Genomic DNA, 20,735 nt, shown 5'->3' on the forward strand with positions numbered 1-20,735 from the left:
GAGAAAATAAAAGATGTGATTGGCTACTATGAAAATTTAGGGTACATAATTGGGGAACTTGGCATTGATAAGAATCACGCAGAAGAATATGAAAGAATGAGAACAGAGTTTTTTGCAAATATTTCACATGAGTTTAGAACCCCACTAAATATGATATTTACATCACTACAGATGTGTGAATTAGTAGCAAAAAATATTAGAAACGATACACATGATGAACTTAAAAATATAAATAAATATACAAGAATCATAAGACAAAATAGTTATAGACTTATAAAAATGGTTGATAATTTAATAGACTTAAATAAAATAGATGCAGAATATTTTAGATTGTATTTAAGTAATATAAATATAGTTAGTTTGGTAGAGGATATAACACTGTCTGTAGTTGAGTATGCGAAAAATAAGAATATAGATCTTTTATTTGATACAAACACAGAGGAATTATTAGTAGCTTGTGATGGAGATAAAATAGAAAAAATTATACTAAACTTACTTTCAAATAGTATTAAATTTACTCCACCAGGGGGAGAAGTCCTTGTAAATATTGAGGAAATGGAAAAAAATCTACTAATAACTGTGGAGGATAATGGTATAGGAATACCAAGTGATAAACAAAAACTTATATTTGATAGATTCATTCAAGTAGACAAGTCATTATCTAGAAATAATGAAGGTAGTGGAATAGGCTTATCTCTAATAAAATCTTTAGTTGAGATGCATAAAGGTAAAATATGGGTAGAGAGTGAAAGTGGAAAGGGAAGTAAGTTTTTTGTACAAATTCCTAAAAGAACATTGAAGGAAAAGAGCTTTTGTAATAACAATATTTTAGAAAATGGCAGTAAGGAAAAAACAATAGAAATAGAATTTTCAGATGTGTATTTTTCTTAAATTAGATAAATTAATGGGACAGTGCTATAAATAAGTACTGTCCCTATGTATGCTATAAACTAAGATCAAGTAATTCATTTGTACCAATCATACAGACTTTATATATGTGATCTGCAATTCTTTCAAGATGAGTAACCACATCTAGCAGTATAACTCCAGATTCAACTTTACAGCTGCCATTTTCAAGTCTTCTAATATGATTTTGAGAAATAGTATCACTTAAAGCATCTATTTTGTTTTCTAAACATTTTACTTTTTCTCTAAGATTTGGATCATTTGTACCTAAAGCTTTTAAAGTACAATCAAACATTTCCATAACAACCATTTCTAATTCTCTAAGCTCTTTTACTGATTCGCTACTAAAAGATAATTCCCGAGTTATTTTAATATTTATAAACGTTATGAATTCCTTAGCATAGTCACCGGCTCTTTCCACGTTATTAACAGAATTTATAAAAGCAGGCACCATTTTAGAGTGGGCTTCTGATAATGGCTTTTTACCAAGCTCCACCATATAAGAGGTTATATCTTTTTGAATACTGTTCAGTATATTTTCGTTATTATTTATTTCGTTTAAAGTTTTATCATCGTTATTAAAAAAGCAGTCCATAGAATGTTTAACCATTTCTTTTGAAATTTCTGTAGCCTTTATAAGCTCTGATAAAGAAGCTTTTAGGGCAGCAATTGGGGTAGATAAAAGTAATTTATCTAAAGGAGCAAAACCTACTTCATTTTTTCTTTCTCTTATTAATTTTTCTAAAAATTTCACATAGTATTTATTTAAAGGTAAAAATATCATTGAGTTTATAATATTAAATAAAGTATGTGAATTGGCTATTTGTAAATTTATATCGGAACTGTTTTGAAGATTCATAGTTATAATTTGTATTAGTGCTATAAAAGGTTTAAAGAAAATTGCCATTAATAAAACACCAAAACAGTTATATAAGGTATGAGCCCAAGCTGTTCTACGACCATTTATATTACCGGTTAAGCTAGCAAGTTGAGCACTAACGCATGTACCAATATTGTCTCCAAGCATTATACAAACTGCAGAACTTAAATCTAAAAGTCCCGCTTGTGCAAGAACTAAAACTAAACCTATAGTTGCACTACTACTGTGAACTAAAGCTGTAGCACAAGCTCCTAAAAGTACAGCAATAATAGGAATAGACGCGTAGGTTTCAAAGAAATATCTTATGGATTCACTTTGCTGAATAATAGGAACGCCGCCATTTAATATTTTAAGTCCTAAAAACATTAAACCAAAGCCCATAATGGCGTCACCTAAATGTTTAATAGTTTCCTTTTTAAAAGAATAAGATATTAAAAATCCTATACCTAATATAGGAAGAGCTATTTCTGTTAACTTAAATTTAACACTTACAGCCATAAGTTGTGCTGTAACTGTTGTACCTATGTTTGCACCAAAAATAATACCAGTTGCTTGAGAAAGATTCATAAGTCCAGCATTAACGAATCCTACGGTTAAAACTGTTATGGCAGTACTACTTTGGACTAGTGCGGTTAAAATAATGCCTACTATAAAAGCACTCCAAACCTTACCTGTAAGCACTGTAAGAATTTTTTTCATCATTTTTCCGGCGGCTTTTTCTAGACCTGTACCCATTTTGTTTACTCCATACATTAACAGAGCTGTACCACCTATCAGCCCAAAAATCAAATCTTTCATCCAAAATCCTCCTGTAAACGACAAAATTAGATTCTAAAACTCTATTTATTATAAAGGTTTAATGTTAAATGTATGTTAAGTTTATGTTAAGAGTGTAAACGTAATATAAACAAATTTTATTTTTATAAACAAAAAAGACAAATGGCGGCAAAATTGCCACCATTCATCTGGCTATCATTTTTATAAGCAAATAAAAGAAATATAAAAAATAGGAAAATTAGGCGTTATTAGCGCAACAGTTTTTATATTTCTTACCACTACCACATGGACAAAGATCATTTCTTCCAACTTTTTTAGCTGAAAGAACAGTTTTTGTATTACTAAATTCCATATTTAATTTAGTAAGCTTGTCCTTTCCAAATATAATGTTCCATTCAGGTAAAGTATATAGATTATCAGTACCTGCTTGAAGCATTGCTATGTATAATTTTTCAAAATCTATATCTAATAAAATTTCTGAATCTTCCGTTATGCTATCAATGTGAACAGGTTTTTTAAGAGAAGAATTTACTCCATCTAGGAAACCCATAAAAGAAACATTTGAAACATTAAAGTTCTTAGCTAATTCATTGAATTTACCCTTAAATGGATCTTTATAGTTTTTAAGAACCTGTGGTACAATTTTTCCTTCTATAGAACCATATTCTTTCCAGAATTCTTCTTCGCCTCTAGTTTGTACAAAAAATACAACTAAATTTTTCCATTCGTTATATAAACTCATATCATATTCTCCTTTTACAAAGTATAGTTCTATTTATAATTATAATAGAGTTAGGGTATATTTTCAACATTTTAATATTAATAACCAATACATGAAATATATTTAGTAAAAATACATGTAAAACATTAATTGATAATACAAAAATCATGACATATGGGTAGATATGGTATAAAATAAGTTTAACATAATATTAGAAAAAATCAATAAAAAATGGCAAATTTCACTGTAATATAATATGCAAGTGAAGCAAATTTTTGAAAGGACGTGAATTAATGAGCAGCAAGCGAATTGTAGAATTGGATTTAGCAAGGGCTATAGCAGTGATAGGAGTAGTTGTTATACACGGATCTGCATATGCTTTAAGAGAGAGTGTAAATGGAGGGACTGCATATAATATATCAATAATATTAAATCAACTCAGCAGATTTTCAGTACCTCTTTTTGTACTTATGTCTGGAGTGGGGCTTTCTCTAAGTTACAAAAAAGAAAAGGGGTACATTTATTTTTTGATACATAGATTAGGAAAAATATTACCTCTATATATTATATGGAGCGTAGTGTATTTAACCCTAGTAAATAAAGATTTTAATTATTCACTTTGGATTAATAAAATTATAAAAGGGGACAGGGTGTTTTACCATCTTTATTATATGCCCATGATTATTAAATTATATTTAGTATTTCCTCTATTATATAGCTTTATGAAAAGGAGAGCAGGACTTTTCATAAGTTTTTTAATTACTGCAGGTGTTACTTTTTCTGCACACTATTATAATGTACCTAATTTACAATTAGATTTTTTCCAAAAGAGAAACACAATATTTTGGTTTTTTTATTTTGTTTTAGGGGTATTTATAAGTAGTAATATTACATCTATTATAGATAAGATAAGAAGTCATAAAAAAATGGTAGCTTTCATATCATTTATAAGTAGTGTAGGGATAATTTTAGAATGTCATATAAGTTTAAATACAGATAAAAGTTTAGACTATGCTACTACCTTTATAAGACCCTCTATTATAGTATATTCTGTTGTATTTTCAGCTTTTTTAGTGATTCTTAAAATAAAAAGCAAGTTTTTATTAAAGTTTCTAAAAAATATATCGAATAATTCATATGTAATATATTTATCCCATCCTTTGGTACTTTATTATTACATAAAATTACTTAAAGATATGAATATAAGTATAGGAAATGTATATTTTATAATTACTTCCATTATACTATGCACTTTTATTCCTGCAATTTTTGGGACTATAGTAAGGAAGTTGAAACTTGTAATAAAAAAAAGTTTCTGAGTATATCTATAAATTTAAGTTAATAAGAAGGAATTAGTTACTTGATATAGAATAAATATAGTCTAGAAACATAATATTACAGGTATATTGACAATAATGTGGACATTATAGTTATATTTTCCAAGTAAAAAACTATAGAAATATTAGAATGTATGTTGTATAATAGTATCCGAGGTTAAATTTAGAAATAAAACATAATAGTAGTTAAATAAACAAACATATGGAGTACATAAGAAAAATATCCGGATATTTAATAAAAACTTAAAAAATTTATTTATTGTTAGGTATAGAAAATATAGACAAACTATGTTATAATTACGCATAAGTTAAAATTTCAATAATAGGAATTTTAATGTTTTTATTTGAAATAAATGAAATAATTCAAAAAATTATTAAGCTAGAAAAGTATATATATTATTTTAATATATAATTAATTTATATATACAAACTTATATTTACTTAAATGAGGAGGTTATCATAATTATGAGTAAAAGAAGCCACAAGGCACTAGCAAGTGCTACAGTAATGAGTTTAATATTAACTTCAACTTTATCCGCTGTTAACGTAAGTGCAGCAGCTACAGTTGAAAGAACAGGTGGAAGCGACAGAATAGCTACTTCACAGGAAGTTGCTAAACAAGTATTTGGAAAGGCAGAAACAGTAGTATTAGTTAATGGATACGGATATGCTGACGCTGTAAGTGCAACACCACTTGCAAAACAGTTAAACGCACCAATTCTTTTAACTAACGAAGCTGAAAAACCATCCGCTGATTTAACAGCAACATTAGCTTCACTTGGAGCTAAAAAAGTTGTTATAGTTGGTGGTACTGGAGTTGTTAAAACTGCTTTAGAAACTGAACTTGCAAAATCTTATGAAGTAGAAAGAATTGCAGGAACAAGCAGATATGAAACAAATGCTAATGTTGCTAAAAAAGTTGTTGAATTAACAAAATCAACTAAGGGTGTTCTAGTAAGTGCAGCAGGATATGCTGATGCATTATCAGTTGCTTCAATAGCAGCATCAAAGGGAATGCCTGTATTATTTGGTAATGCAAATGAAGTTCCAGCAGAAGTTAAAGAAGCTGCTAAAGGATTAGAATTAGTAGCAGTTGGTGGAACAGCAGTTTTACCAGATACAGTATTAGAATCAGTTAAAGCTACTAGAATAGCTAGTGGTGCTGACAGATTTGAAACTAACTTAAAAGTATTAGAATACTTTGAAGGAGACTTAAAAGACGTTAAAAACATATTTATGGCAGCAGGTGGAGCTAGTGGAGACGCTAACTTTGCAGATGCTTTAGTTGCATCAGCAGCAGCAGCTAAATATGGTGCTCCAGTTGTTCTTACTGGATTTGGTGCAAACAAAACTAACGTAGATGCTAGTATTAAATATGTTAAAGACCACATGAAAGATGATAGTAAGGTTACAATCGTTGGTGGAACTGGCGTTGTAAGCGAAGATATAGAAAAAGAATTAAAAGGTGAGAAAGCTGAAGGAAAAAATGAAGTTGCTTCAGTTGAAGCTGTAAACTTAAATCAGATTAAAGTTAAATTTGCTACTGCAGTTGATGGAGACACAGCTGAAGATGTAAGAAACTATGAATTAGATGGAGAAGAGTTATCAAGTGATAAGGCAGTAGCTGAACTTCAGGGAAATGATGATGAACTTTTAATTACTATAAATGCTAAAGAAGGACAAGGAAAAGAGAAGACTCTTAAAGTTAAAGAGGGTATCTTAGTTTCAGATAAATCAAAACTTATTAAAGAAGATGAAAAGAAAGTTACTTTCAAAGATACAGTTGCTCCAACAGTTAAAGATGTAGCTGTAAATGGTAATAAAAAAGTAATAATTGAATTCTCAGAAGCTGTATTTACAGAAGGAACAACTGAAGAAGCAGCTCTTGAGACAATTGCGGATCAGGTAGAAATAAATAATCGTACTATAAAATCAATAGGATATAATACAGACAAAAATGGAGATAATGAATTAGCATATAGTAAATTAAAAAATTCAGTTGAAGCAAAAGGCTATAACAAGAAAGGATACTTTGTAAATAAAGTTGAATTTTATTTAGATAGTGAAATAGAAAGTGGTACTAATACACTTAAAGTTCCAGAAGGAAAAGATGGAGAATATCTAGTTGACGCTGCTGGATGGACTATGAAAGAATATAAAGTAGATTTTAAGGTTGATAAAGTTACTGGAGCTCCAAAGGTTAAATCAGTAAAGGGATCAACTGATGGAAAAATATATATAAACTTTGATAGAGCATTAGATCAGAAATCTGTTGATGAATGCAAGATTACTTTAAATGATGGTTCTAATTTAGATGTAACTAGAGATCTTGAGGAAGATGATACTCAGATTAAATTATCAGGAGTTGAAAATATTAGAACAGGTTCTAATACTGTAGAAATATCAAATAAATTAAAAGATGCTTATGGAAATAAAATAGACGATGATATAAGAGCAACATTTACTGCAGATAAGGATACTGCTAAGCCAAAGGTTAATTATATATTAACAGTAGATGATAATACTATAAGAGTAATTTATAGTAAAGATGTTTCTAAGAAGGTTGCCGAAGATAAAGATAATTATACTTTAAGAGATTCAAAGAGTAATAAAGTTAAGTTAGAAGAAGTTAAATCTATTTCAGATGATACTTATGATATAACTTTATCAGATGAAAAGAAACTAGATAGTTCTAAGTATACTTTAAAGGTTGAAAATATAGTAGACTTAGCTGGTAATATTATGGATGATTACGAAGGAAATATAAATGGTGCAGAAATTGTTCCAACTGTAAAAGATGCCGTTAAGATAAAGGATGCAAAAGATCATAAATTAGCAGTAATATTTGATCAAGAAATGAAATCTTCAAGTGTTACAAAGGTTGAAAATTACAAATATAAATCAAAGGATAATAAAATAAAACAGTTACCATCTGATACAAAGATAACTGTATCAAGTGATAATAAAACTGTTACTATTGAATTACCAGATAGTCATTTTGTTTTAGAGTCTACAGAAAAAGATAATATTTCAGATTCAAATATCGTAAAAGAAATAATAGTAACAAAAGATGTTGAATCATCAAGTGGAGTAAAAATGGACGCTGATTCAACAAAAACGATATCTGAAAAATCAGTAGGAGCATTAGTAAGTTTAGCTGAAGATCCAATGACTATTAAAGATGATGGCGACGAAGCTATTGTCCAAATTAAATTTGATGGAACAGTTGACGAAATTGATGATACAAAGATTGAAGAAAATGGAAAAAAGGTATATAGTGCTTATGCAGTTGCAGATGGTGCTCCAGATGCAAATGATAAAAATATATACCCAGATAATGTTTCAACAAAGGGAGATATAGTTGAATTTAGATTTAAAGATGAAGAAGCTGTAAAAGTAAAAGCTATAGGTTCAGACTTGAAAGTATCCAAAATAGATGGATTAAAAGATATAATTGGAAACAGTATAAGTGTAGATATGTCAAAACTAGAACAAGTTAATACAAATGATATAAAACCAGAACTTTCATACGAAAAGAAAGATGGTTATGTGAATATAAATCTTACTGAGAGTGATAGTAATAATTTTGAGGCAGAAGAAATAGCTAAAACTTGGAATGTTGATCTTGAAGAAGGAAAAATAACTGTAAAATTCAATACAAGACTTGAAGAAAATTGTGCTAATAAAGATGACTTTAAATTTGTAAGTACTAAAGCATCAAATTTAGAAGTTAAGAATGCAAAGGTTGAAGGAAATACAGTAGTTTATACTCTAAAAGATGAATCAGTTGCAAAATTAATAGACCAAGAACAAACTCAGGAAATAACAGTAAAAGTTAATGATACTCAGAGTATAAAGAGTAAAGAAGATAAAGATGGAGAAACAAATAAATATGAGCCATCATCCATCGAAAAAGGAGAAGGTTTAAAATTCAAGGTTTCTAAAGAAATGACTGGAAAAGCTGTTGCACCTGCAAGAGCAGTTCAAGAGTTAATAAATAAGTTACCTAAATTAGAAGAAATCTCTTTAGAGAATAAAGAACAAGTTGAAAATGCTAATACAGCATATAATAATTTAAAAGATAATAAAAAACCAGTTATAGAAAAATCACTAGTTGAAAAGTTAACAAAAGCATTAGAAAAAATTAATGAATTATCAGATGAAGCAACAAAAGCAGAAAATCAAAAATTAGTAGATGGAAAAATAGGTGTTGTTGAAGATAAATATGAATTACCAGCAGGAACATCAAATATAACAGATAAAGTAACAGAAAAAGTAAAAGCAGCTGTTAAAGAAGAAAGTATTACAGTTATAGTAGAAGAAGAAAAAGATGGAAAGTATAAGGTAACTTTAACTAAGGGTAAAGCTACAGCAAATAAAGCTGGTATAATTGTTACAGTAGCTACAGAATAAATTTTAATAAAGTGAGACAGGGTAACCTTACTTATCCTTCTCCCTTAAGATTGAATAATGAACGGATTTATAATATATATCAAATCTTTAATGTCCTCTAATGGAAAGCATATCTAAAGTCATAAAAATAATCAGGTCATATACTGATTGAAAATATAATACATTTCTAAAAAAGAACTAGTAGCCATTTACTAGTTCTTTTTTTATTCTTATTTTTAATTAAATTTCATCTTTATAGATAACTTCTCCGTTTAATAGAGTTAATTTAACTTTAGTGTTTAGGATATCTTCTTTAGGTCCTTTTATAAAGTCACGATCCACTACTACTATATCTGCTAGGTTTCCCACATCTATTGAACCTCTTATGTGTTCTTCATGGGAGAAAAAGGCTGAGTTTTTAGTCCACATTATTAGGGCTTCTATAGGGGTAATTCTCTCATGTGCGCCCCACAAATCTTTATTTAAGTCTTTACGATTAACTGCTGCCCACATACCTAAGAATGGATTAAATGGTACCACAGGAGCGTCGGAGCTTCCTCCTGTAACAATGCCATTTTCAAAATATGTTTTACATGGTATATTATTTTGTGCCATATCATCATATAATACTGGTGCCTCATTTAACAAATGAAGCATAGTTGGCTGTACAGTAACACCAATATTTAACTCTTTCATAATCTCTAGTTGGTCTTTAGAAGGCCAAGGATGATGAATTAAATAGTGTCTTCTTTCCTTAATGGAGCTTATTTTATTTGCTGCTTTAAATCCAGCTAAGGCTACATCCGCTGTTTTATCTCCAACAGCGTGGATTCCAACTTGCCATCCAAGGCTGTGTGCCTTTACTACCATTTCCTTTAGTTCTTCTTCTGTTACAGTAGTAAATCCACAGGTTGTTGGATCTAACTTGTAAGGTCGTCTCATACAAGCAGTTTTTGAAGATGGGGTACCATCTAAGGTGATTTTAACAGCATTTAATTTTAGCATATCATCACCAAATCCTGTTATTGTAGCTGCTTCATCTAGTCTTTTTAAATGCTCCTTACAAGAGCCAACAGCAGTATCTAAATAATACATTATACGAGATCTATATTTAAGTTTTCCCATTTTATAAGCTTTATAATAAGTACGCATTTGTTCCATGGTTAAGTTTGCATCTATAACACCAGTAACACCATTGGCACTTAATTCTTCTCCTATAGCACTTATAGAGTCTACTAACTGGTCACTGGTGAAAGGAGGGATTACACTTTGCACTAATCCCAGTGCTGCGTTTTCATATAAAAGTCCATTTGGCTCTCCAAATTCGTCTCTGCCTATGACTCCTCCCTCAGGGTCTTTAGTATCCTTTGTTATGCCAGCTAGTTCTAGTGCTTTACTGTTTACAACTGCCACGTGGTAGCATACTCTCATGAAAAATACTGGATTATCTTTAGATAGATTATCTAAATCTTTACGAGTTGGGAAAGTACTATCTTCCCAGTTGGAATTGTTCCAGCATTGACCATTAATCCACTCACCAGGTTTGGAAATAGAAACTCTATCTTTTAAAAGATTTTGTAAATCCTTTAGCGAAGTTGTGTTACTAAGGTCAATATTCATTAGGTTTATTCCAGTGAAAAAGGCGTGCATATGACAATCTATTAATCCTGGAATTACAGTTTGTCCTTTCAAATCAATTATGGCAGTATCTTTTCCTTTATAGGAGTTTATTTCCCCCATATCTGTTACTGCAATAATTTTACCATCCTTAATAGCTATTGCTCCATTTTCTAAAATGGGAAAATCCTTTTTTCCTTTTTTAATTTCTTCAATAGTAAGAGAAACAGTATATATTTTTCCATTAGTTAAAATAGTATCTGCTTCTGCATTCCATTTTCTAGAAAGTGTCATTTTTAAATATCTCCTCCTTAAAGTTTGACTGTAAAGTCGGTTTCGGCACTGATTATATCACCATGATTTTCCACAGTCAAAGAAATATAAGGGAGTATGGAGGGTTATTTAGACAATATATAGATTTATTACACAAACTTAAACAAATAGTAACATATTTTACTTTGATAACATTTAAAGGTATATAATCAAACTAATAGATAAAATATTATTAAAAGTTTAAAAAAATAATAATTTAAATTAAAGTTATTTGTAATTAAAACGAAGCTATAATTATAAGCATAATTAAATTAAAAAATAAATTTAAATTACTTGGAGGGATAAGTTATGAAAACACCAAAACTTACGGCGCTTATTTTATCTGCAGTGGTAGCTTCCATAGCCGCTAATTCAATTTACACAGGAAATAGTGTAGTTAAGGCACAGAGCGTAAGAATTGAAACTTCACAAAGTAGACTAGCTACAAATATTGGAATAGGACAAGAGTACTGGGGAACTACTGTATTTGCTCCTTATGTGGATGCTTGTTCATACCCTGTATTTTCTCTTACAGAATATGCAAAGGCTACTGGATGCAAACACTTTATATTAGGTTTTGTAGTTGATAAAAATGGACAACCATCTTGGGGTACATATTATGATATGGAAGAAGGACCTACAGATTATCAAGGCGGAAGTTTATTAAAAGAAATTCAAGGTATAAGAGCAATGGGTGGAGATGTTATGGTTTCTTTTGGGGGAGAAGCAAATGTTCCACTAGCTTCATCAATTAAGGATGTTAATAAATTAAAGGATGTTTATAAAAAAATTATTAAAGATTATGGATTAACTCATGTGGATTTTGATATCGAAGGAGCATGGGCAGCGGATAATGATTCTATAGAAAGACGTTCAAAGGCACTTGCATTGCTTCAAAAGGAACTTAAGGAAGAAAAGCATCCTTTAGAAATTTGGTATACACTTCCAGTGCTTCCTTCAGGTATGACCAATGGAGTGGATGTGGTAAAAAATGCAGTAAAAAATGGAGTAGAGTTAAGTGGATTAAATGTAATGACTATGTGCTTTGGTAGTAAAGTGCCAGATGGTACCATGGGGGATCTAATAATAGATTCAGCTAAAAGTGTTCATAAACAATTAAAAAGTATTTATTCATCTGAAAACATTCAAAAAAGTGATAAGGACATTTGGAAAATGATAGGGGTAACTCCTATGAATGGTTTAGACTATAGTGGAAATATAGTTGATCAAAATGAGGGAAGAAAAGTTGTGAATTTTGGTAAAACTGTAGGTATGAGACTTATAGGTATGTGGTCTGTAAATAGAGATAATCAAAATCCTAATGGAGAAACAAACTATGTATCCATAACAGATAGTTCTATATTACAAGAAAAATTTGAGTTTGGTAAAATACTTTCAAATTATGATTCAAATGATGGAACAGAAGTAATAGAAAAACCAGAGGTAACAGATCCTGAGGACCCAGGAGATGGAGGAGAAGTAGGAGGAGTATTGGTATATAGTGATAGTAGAGAATATGTTGCAGGAGATAAGGTTAGTCACAAAGGAAAAGTTTATAAAGCTAAATGGTGGACAAAGGGTTTTGCACCAGATACAAAGGTAGCAAATTCTTGGGAAACACCTTGGGAGCTTATAGATGATGAAGGCTCAGAGAATCCAGGAGATGAAACAGGAACAACACCAGGTGAGAAACCAGGTGAAGGAGAAGATGGAGATGGAGATGGAGATGGAGAGATAGTAGAAGGTGCAGCAGAATTTAATGTCAATAAGGAATACTTTGCTGGAAGTACTGTTAGTTATAAAGGTAAGGTTTATAAGGCAAAGTGGTGGTCAAAGGGATTTTTCCCAGATACAGAGGTAAAGAATTCTTGGGATACACCTTGGGAATTAGTTAAATAGGATAAATTTAGGGAGACATAAGGGGGAAGGTTATGAATAAGTTAAGTAAAAAGCTAAGTATATTTATGAGTGCGATGTTTATATCCTCTAATATTTTCCTTTCTTTATCAGTAAAGGCTAAGCCTATAAAAAATAATGTACAAGCTTTTGATATTTCGCAAGAGGTTGTAGGAGAAGCTAACGTAAAAAAGGAGATAAAGTGCATAGAATCGGAAACTAAAGATAAAAAAAACATTGATGTAGTAGATTTTCCAAGGGATAATGGAAGCACTATTAAAATAAAAAATACAGAAGATGATAAGTTAAAATCCTTAAAGGAAGAGGATGTATTTTATATAAAACCATCCAAAGAAAATCCCTTTGGATATATGGGGAAGGTAGAAAAAGTAGAGTCTGATACTAATGAAGAAAAGATAATAAAAGTTTCCCAACCAGATATAGATGAAATATTTTCAGATTTAAGCATGGAAAATACTGAAAAGCTAACCTTAGATAATATGGTTCAGTATAGTTTGCCAGAGGGGGCATATATAAAAACTCCTTTGGAAAATAGTTTAATGCCTAAAGTAGCTGCTTCTAACTGGAGCCTTGAAAATATATATAATGATTTAAATATCCATGGTGATAACATACAAAAAGATGGGGATAGATATAAAATAAATAATATTTATATAGGGTTTAATGATTCACTTATATATGATGGAGATGGAAATGAAAATACAAAGGATGATCAAATAAGATTAACAGGTACTCTTAGTATGAAAAACTCTTCTATGGATATGGGAATTAAATTTGAAAAACTGAAATGGAAAGAGTTAAAGGCAAGATTTATAACCACCCTTGATATTAATACAGGTCTTAATGTAAATGTTAATAAAAATATAGATTTATCTAATCTTAAAAAAGCATATAATGGTATAAATAATGTAGAGAATTTAAGTAACTTAAAGGGAAAAAATACAGGGTCTAAAATAATAGAATTTTTAAGTAGTGTACCTTTCCTTAAAAACAATGTAATTGAAGGAGTGGACATGAAAGACAAGTTTATAATAGGTTCTTTAACTTTTAATATAGGAACTTTAAAGGCTAAAGTAAAAACTGGTGCATGGGAAAAGATTCCTATAGGAGCTACAATATTTATAACTATGGATTTAAGGGGAAATGTACAGGCTACTGCTGTTATGGGGGCTAATTATTCTTGTTATATTGATAAGGGAATATATATTCAGGATATAGATGGGAAAAATAATGTTACTAACTTTAATGTGCTTGCAGATGGAAGTTATCCTAATCCTAATGAAGTTAGTACATTACCTACAGAGGAACAGAAAAATTCAAAACCAAAGGTGAATTACCATGGGGAAGGTAAAGGAAATTTGAATTTAAATTTTGGAACGGAGTTAAACGCAGGAATAATAATAGGGGGCATAGTTCCAGTTAATATAGTTAACAGATTTTACGGAGAAACTGATGTTGATTTAGATGTTAAAACCTTAGATTCCAAATTAGTTAAAAATGTAACGGGTACAGGAAGGTTAGGAGCTAAGGGTGGAATAGACATTAGATTTAAAACAAGTCTATTTTCAGATTATGAATTTAATAAAAACTATCACCTATATCATAAAGTATTTTGGAATGGTAGCTGGTAAAGTGTAAGGGCAATGATGAGTTATTCATCATTGCTTCTTTTTATAGAAATTTTCTAACTAAAGTTTGTAAATAGGTATATAATATTTTGAAAATAATACATAATAAAAGAAAAATATGTTAAAATATAATAAAAGAAAATAGCTTGTCATTATATTAAGGCGGTGGGGTAATAAATGAGAGAGGTAATTAATGGGGGATTAAAAGGAAGAAACTTATTAGTGATGTTGCTTGTTTTGAGTTTAATAATAATAACTTTATTTGTTTCAAGAGAGAACTATATTTTTTTTCACAGTTTTTTGGAAATGTTTACTATAATAGTAGGATATTGTATGGGTTTTATTGCAGCAAATTCTTATGAATATAACAAAAACAGTTTTTTTACTTTCTTAGCACTTTCTTTCTTTTTTATTAGCACAGTTGATTTTATGCATACAATGGTTTATTCTCATAATAAAGCTAATTATAATATGTATATACAATTAGCTATCATATCTAAGACTTTAAAGGCTGTATCTTCTTGTATAGCTTTTAAGGTAATAAATAAAAATATAAATATACTTAAAACCATATTTATATATATTTTAATAGTAAGTTCAATTTTATATATGGTGTTTTATACAAAAAATTTCCCAACTTGTTTCATAAGTTCATCAGGTCCAACTGGATTTAAGATATTAAATGATTATATTAGCTTTGGTGTATATTTATATTGTACTAAACTTTTAAGGGATAATAAAAGTTATTTTAGTAAGGAATCTTATAGTGACTTTAAAAAATTTTTAATATTTTCCGCTTTATCCGATGTTGTCTATGTAATATATATTAAAAATTATGATTTGTCTCATATTGTAGGGCATTTATTTAAATTTCTATCCTATTATATGTTATATAAAGCAACAATTAAAAGCATATTAAAGGATCCTTACGATTCTATTTTTAGAAAACTTATTATAAAAACTCAGCAGATGAAGAATTTAAATAAAGTTCTTGAAAAAAATAATATGGAGCTTAATAGGGCTAAGGATAAGCTTAAAAGGAGTAAAAATAAGTATAAAAAATTTTTAGATTTACTGCCACAGGGGATACTTTTAATTAAAGATGAAAAAATAGTGTATGCAAATACCTGCTTGGTAAAAATATTGAAATATGATAGCTATAGTGAGTTAATGTATAAAGATATATGTTTACTTATGAAATGCAGTGAGGAAAAAGAAAAATTAAATGTTTTATCCACAATGGAAACAGAGTTTGTAACAAAGGGTGGACAAACTATTCATGTGGAGGTTACAAATGATTTTATCGAGCTTGAAGATAAGATTTACAAACTTATTGTAGTTAGAGATATTTTGGAGAAAAAACAATATGAAAGACTTAAAATGGAATTAGAAGAAAAGGATAATTTAAGGGTTGAGTTTTTGGCAAATATATGTCATGAAATAAGAACACCTATAAATGTTATATATAGTGCATTGCAAGTGGAAAAAATTTATATAGATAAAAATAATATAGAGATGATAAATAAATACAATGGTATAATGAAGCAAAACTGTTATAGAATACTTAGGCTTTGTAATAATCTTATTGATACTACAAAGCTAGAGGCAGGTTTTGTAATGGCTAAAATGAGGCGTTATAATATTGTGGAAGTTATTGAAAATATAGTGGATTCTGTGGTTACATATGTTAATAGCAGAAATTTAAATATAGTATTTGATACAGATACAGAGGAAAAGTATGTAATGTGTGATATAGAGTTTATAGAAAGAATTATGCTTAATCTTATATCTAATTCTATTAAGTTTAGTAAGGATTGTGGGGAGATATTTGTAAGTTTAAGTGATAAAAATGACGGTATTGAAATAAATGTAAAAGATAATGGAGTAGGTATACCAGAAAGTAAACAAAAGGCAGTTTTTGAACGTTTTATTCAGGCAGATAAATCTTTTACTAGAAGAAATGAGGGGAGTGGTATAGGACTTTCCTTAGTTAAATCCTTTGTAAATCTTCAGGGGGGAGACATAAAATGTAAAAGTAAACAGGGAGAGGGTACTGAAATTACTATATTTTTCCCTAGTAATGAAGTTTTACAAAAGGCTTCTTGCCCTAATTCTCTAGATTATATTAAAGATAGTAAAATCATAGAGAAAATGTGTGTAGAGTTTTCTGATATCTATTAAATAAAATATAGTCGTGCTTTTGACACGACTATATTTTATTTAAATGGTGTTTTAAATTTTTTAAAGCTTTATTTTTTAGATATCTACATTGACCATAGTTTTTATTTTTAAAGATGGAATAACTTTTTAAAGATTTTTCATGAAAATATATCCAAATTATTATCTCCTTTTCTTCTTTTGACAGCTTGTCTATAGATTTATAAAGAGTAGTTAAAAGTTCTTTTTTTATATAATCTTCTTGTATATTTTCAGAGGAGTGTAAAAGATTCATTAAAGTTAGTCCTTGAAAGGTCTCCTTATATAAGCTTTCTTCAAAGTGCATATTACTTTTTTCTCTTATTAAGTAGTTATAGTTGTTTTTTATTGCAGCGGAGGCATAGCCTAAAAATCTTTTTTTGGCTGGATTATATTTGTTTATAGATTTTAATATTGATACATACCCGATTTGAATTAAATCTTCCATACTATAGTTTTTAATAAATACTTTTTGAGCTTCTTTTAGTACTAAAGGTTTTAACTTTAAAAGGAGTAGTTCAAGAGACTTTTTATTACCTTCCTTTGCTTTTATTACTAACTTTTCTATATCCATTTTTTTGTCCTTAATCTTTAATTATATAAAAGCTTTGATAGGGAGTGGTATTCTTTTTCTATTTCTTCTTTTAATGCTTTTCTAAAGCGTTGTACTCTTTTTCGTGCAGTGGGGTTACTTATATTCTTTTCTTTGCAATATTTTTTATAGCTAAAATTTTCATTTGATAAAAGATGGTAGAGTTCTTTATTTTCAGGAGATAGCTTATCTATTATATGTTTAGGAATTAGATTTTCATATTCTAAATCCATAGTATCTTCGTTACCCAGGGAGTCCATAAGGGTTAAATTTTTATGTGTTTCATTATAAAGACTAAAGCAATTTGCATGTTTTTCATGATTTAATATATACTTTTTAACCGTATGTTTCGCTATTTTTTTGGTGAAATTGCACAATTCGCCATGGCTATTTCCCTGGAAATTAGTATAGCTGTTTAAAAATTCATAATATACTTCTTGAGTTAAGTCTTCCCAATCCACATGTGGATTACCTTTTGAGGAAATTTGAAGTGTGTACTCCTTTGCTGTAAAACAGTTTAGGGCATTCATGATTATGTGTATGCACTTCCTGTCATTTTTTTGTATACCCATTAAAAGCTGGGCAGTTTTCATTTGAAACACGAAATCAGACCTCCTAAATTTAAATATATTAAAAACCTTTACACTATATAATGTTCTTCAAAAAAATAAATTGTGACATGAAAAATAAAAAAATAGTAAAAATTATATACAATGTCACAATTTTATAAATATATGTACTTTTTTATATTAAAAGGATTTTTTATGGAGGGATTTTTGTGAAGTTTATTTTGATAGAAGAGGAAATTTTAGAGAAGAATTTAAGTGATGGTGCTTTTAAACTTTATGTAATTCTTATGAGTTATTGCTATGGGTATAAAGATAGTTGCTATCCTAGTGAAAAAACTTTGGCAAAGAGACTTAAAAGAAGTTTGAGGAGTGTTACAAGATATATTAAAGAGCTTAGGGAGAAAGGAGCAATTACAGTAATCAAAAGAGAGGGCGGAGGAAATGAATATAAAATTATAGGGAAAATTCAGTTAAGAAATTATAATATGTTAAAAAAATCTATAAATAATAAAGCTGATAGGTTTATAGATTATCAGCAAAGGAGCTATGATTATGATAAGTTAGAAAAGTATTTATTAGGATTAGAGAAGGATATAGATTATGGGGAGTGTATAATAAAAAAATGACAAATTTGCCATATAAGGTAGACTAAAATGTCATCATTTACAGGAAGAATTTGTCCTATAGAATATATATAATATAAATAAATACAAAGAAAATATATATTATATTATTAATTAAAATATAAGATTTATTTGGTATAGGAATAAGGACTGCTTCAAATGTTTTAGTAATTAAAAAAATGGTACTATAAATATGAAACAAAATGATTATTTAAAAGTTATAGTATTATAAAATATAGGCTATAATTTAATTTTCAAATTTTTTCATATTAGATATGAGAAAAAGAGAAGAAATTAAATGACAAATATAAGGTACAATGTTTGAGAGAATATATCTTATAATGATGTTTTGGGATAGAGTTTTACATCATACAACCTCATTCCTATTAGTCAAAAATAATAAGGCTTAAAAGATAATTTAAAAGAAGATGATTAATAAAATTACACCCTTAAAGTTAAAAAGTTATATAAAAAACTTTGTATTTATATATTAGTTTTATCATTGTATTTAAAGAATGTATAATAGGTTTAGATTACGAAACTGAAGCAGAAATTAGCTTTATATTTTATAAATTTTTAAAAAAAACATGAGTAGATTGGTGAGAACAATAGGTTTTCAAGTCTAGGTTATCTATTTTTATAATGCTATCATATTTTGATTAAAACTTTTATTGGTTTTGTTTTAGAACATAAGGGTTATCTCTTAGAAATTTTTTAGTAGCTCTTTATTGTGTAGATATGTTTTATCCTTAGGTTTGTAAATGCCAGCTTGTTCATTATAGTATTTTGCAACTTTATAATTACCTAGTTTAAAGTTGCAAATAGAAAGTTCCATTAAGGGAATATAGTCCCAAAAATCATGAATAACTGAAGTAGTATTTCCGTTAGGTTTTTTTAAGCGTGTTGCTAATTCAAACCATTCAATAGCTCTTTGGTATAAGGAATCTTCTTTATATAAATAGGCAATACGACAACAAATCTCAGCACGAGGACTGGCATATTCTAAAGATCTTAACAATGTTCTTAGCTGATTTTTTTTATCAGATACCCTTTGATAACAATAGGAAAGATCTAAGCATGCGTCAATATAGTTAGAAGTAAGTCCATTTTCGGTATCCAGAAATTTGATATAATATTCTTTTGCCTCTTGGTATCTTTTATTGTAAAAAAGTTCTCGAGCATAATAGAATAAATTTCTATCAGAAAAAGTATATCCCTCTGCAAGTTTTTTTTCAAAAATATTTAGGTTTCTACTAATAAGACCGTGAGTGCTTTTGTGAGTGATTCCAATATCAACATTTATAATATTACCTTTCAAAATAAGGTATTCGTGAATGAAATCGTGCCATATAAAATTCTTGCTGCGTTTTAAGAGTCGTTCTCTTGGAAAAGAGCAAATCGTTTTTCCATCTTTGTCTTCACCAACATGATATCGCATAAGCACAATATCAACGTCAGAGCTCATAGTTTGTTTTAGTCTTATTAGTTTTTCTTGGTCATCATCCATTATTACATCATCTGCATCAAGCCACAATATATAATCTTTTGTTGCTTTAGAAAAAGAGAAATTTCTAGCAGCAGAAAAATCATCAACCCACTGAAAGTCATAGATTTTATTTGTAAATTCACTAACTATTTCTTTCGTTTTGTCCGTTGAACCAGTATCAACAATTATAATTTCATCTACAATATCTTTTACACAAGAAAGACATCTTGCAATAGTTTTCTCCTCATTTTTAACAATCATACATAAACTAATACTTATCATATTAATTCCCCCTAAAGCAAATCTTTATTTTATATTAGTATTCATATTTATAACGATATGTGATTTATAAGATATTATCTAGGAACGCAGGGGACAGTTCATGCACCCTGCGTTTTAAATTCTATATTACATTAGTTTATTATTTAGCTAATAGTTGGAACAAGTTGACTATGGTTAAATGTGTTCACTATCAAATATGCTTGCGGAACTACACCAGAAATATATGTGCTGGTCCATGCATATACACCAGGTACTAATCCTTGGAACTCAATTTCGTAGTCAGTACCATTAGCTAGAGTACTCGGAACAGTCCAATCAAATGCTCTTCCAGCTGTAATGGTTTGGTTTGCTAACTCTTAAGCCCCTAAAAACGCTTGGACAATTGCTTATGCATTAGATATAATGAAGAAAAGTAATTGGAGGTAACTTGTGAGAGGTAGAAGTTATACAAAAGAATTAAAAGAATCAATACTAAATGAGGTTAAAGAAGTAGGCAATGT

Annotated in this window: 13 protein-coding genes; 7 read left to right on the forward strand and 6 right to left on the reverse strand. The window is 29.1% G+C overall.

Annotated features, from left to right (window positions below; all coding sequences use genetic code 11):
• Positions 1 to 96 precede the first annotated feature (96 nt).
• Complete coding sequence (locus EJL03_RS16455; protein ID WP_341472423.1) at positions 97 to 891, forward strand: sensor histidine kinase; 795 nt, start codon at positions 97 to 99, stop codon at positions 889 to 891.
• A 52-nt stretch (positions 892 to 943) separates the two neighbouring features.
• On the opposite strand, the gene EJL03_RS08850 is transcribed toward EJL03_RS16455, so the two are convergent.
• On the reverse strand, positions 944 to 2,584 hold the full coding sequence (locus EJL03_RS08850) for a Na/Pi cotransporter family protein (protein WP_125153600.1): 1,641 nt from the start codon (positions 2,582 to 2,584) through the stop codon (positions 944 to 946).
• A gap of 217 nt (positions 2,585 to 2,801) precedes the next feature.
• On the reverse strand, positions 2,802 to 3,305 hold the full coding sequence (locus tag EJL03_RS08855; protein ID WP_125153601.1) for an SEC-C metal-binding domain-containing protein: 504 nt from the start codon (positions 3,303 to 3,305) through the stop codon (positions 2,802 to 2,804).
• 272 nt (positions 3,306 to 3,577) lie between these two features.
• On the opposite strand from EJL03_RS08855, the gene EJL03_RS08860 reads away from it, so the two are divergent.
• Both EJL03_RS08860 and EJL03_RS08865 read left to right on the forward strand, forming a co-directional pair.
• The gene (locus tag EJL03_RS08860) at positions 3,578 to 4,603 is read left to right on the forward strand and encodes an acyltransferase (RefSeq protein ID WP_125153602.1); all 1,026 of its coding nucleotides are present in this window, start codon (positions 3,578 to 3,580) and stop codon (positions 4,601 to 4,603) included.
• Positions 4,604 to 5,086: 483 nt separating this feature from the next.
• Complete coding sequence (locus EJL03_RS08865) at positions 5,087 to 9,034, forward strand: cell wall-binding repeat-containing protein (protein ID WP_125153603.1); 3,948 nt, start codon at positions 5,087 to 5,089, stop codon at positions 9,032 to 9,034.
• A 219-nt stretch (positions 9,035 to 9,253) separates the two neighbouring features.
• Here EJL03_RS08865 and EJL03_RS08870 read toward each other — a convergent pair whose 3' ends face one another.
• Positions 9,254 to 10,924, reverse strand: coding sequence for an amidohydrolase (locus EJL03_RS08870; RefSeq protein WP_125153604.1), 1,671 nt, complete (start codon positions 10,922 to 10,924; stop codon positions 9,254 to 9,256).
• 327 nt (positions 10,925 to 11,251) lie between these two features.
• On the opposite strand from EJL03_RS08870, the gene EJL03_RS08875 reads away from it, so the two are divergent.
• From EJL03_RS08875 to EJL03_RS08885, 3 genes are all read left to right on the forward strand, one after another.
• Positions 11,252 to 12,841, forward strand: a complete 1,590-nt coding sequence (locus EJL03_RS08875; RefSeq protein WP_125153605.1) for a chitinase — start codon at positions 11,252 to 11,254, stop codon at positions 12,839 to 12,841.
• A 32-nt stretch (positions 12,842 to 12,873) separates the two neighbouring features.
• Positions 12,874 to 14,490, forward strand: a complete 1,617-nt coding sequence (locus EJL03_RS08880; RefSeq protein ID WP_125153606.1) for a hypothetical protein — start codon at positions 12,874 to 12,876, stop codon at positions 14,488 to 14,490.
• Positions 14,491 to 14,664: 174 nt separating this feature from the next.
• Positions 14,665 to 16,668 carry a sensor histidine kinase gene (locus tag EJL03_RS08885; protein ID WP_125153607.1) on the forward strand — a complete coding sequence of 668 codons (2,004 nt, stop codon included), beginning with the start codon at positions 14,665 to 14,667 and terminating at the stop codon, positions 16,666 to 16,668.
• A gap of 28 nt (positions 16,669 to 16,696) precedes the next feature.
• Here the strand turns inward: EJL03_RS08885 and EJL03_RS08890 are convergent, their stop codons facing one another.
• Together EJL03_RS08890 and EJL03_RS08895 are read right to left on the reverse strand one after the other, a co-directional pair.
• On the reverse strand, positions 16,697 to 17,257 hold the full coding sequence (locus EJL03_RS08890) for a sigma-70 family RNA polymerase sigma factor (RefSeq protein WP_125153608.1): 561 nt from the start codon (positions 17,255 to 17,257) through the stop codon (positions 16,697 to 16,699).
• 17 nt (positions 17,258 to 17,274) lie between these two features.
• Positions 17,275 to 17,877 carry an RNA polymerase sigma factor gene (locus tag EJL03_RS08895; RefSeq protein WP_125153609.1) on the reverse strand — a complete coding sequence of 201 codons (603 nt, stop codon included), beginning with the start codon at positions 17,875 to 17,877 and terminating at the stop codon, positions 17,275 to 17,277.
• A gap of 176 nt (positions 17,878 to 18,053) precedes the next feature.
• On the opposite strand from EJL03_RS08895, the gene EJL03_RS08900 reads away from it, so the two are divergent.
• Positions 18,054 to 18,470 carry a helix-turn-helix domain-containing protein gene (locus EJL03_RS08900; protein WP_125153610.1) on the forward strand — a complete coding sequence of 139 codons (417 nt, stop codon included), beginning with the start codon at positions 18,054 to 18,056 and terminating at the stop codon, positions 18,468 to 18,470.
• Positions 18,471 to 19,170: 700 nt separating this feature from the next.
• On the opposite strand, the gene EJL03_RS08905 is transcribed toward EJL03_RS08900, so the two are convergent.
• Positions 19,171 to 20,235 (reverse strand): glycosyltransferase, encoded by a 1,065-nt coding sequence (locus EJL03_RS08905; RefSeq protein WP_125153611.1) that lies wholly within the window; start codon positions 20,233 to 20,235, stop codon positions 19,171 to 19,173.
• Positions 20,236 to 20,735: the final 500 nt, after the last annotated feature.

It is taken from the genome of Clostridium rectalis, from assembly GCF_900626095.1.
GTDB classification, from domain to species: domain Bacteria; phylum Bacillota; class Clostridia; order Clostridiales; family Clostridiaceae; genus Clostridium_AS; species Clostridium_AS rectalis.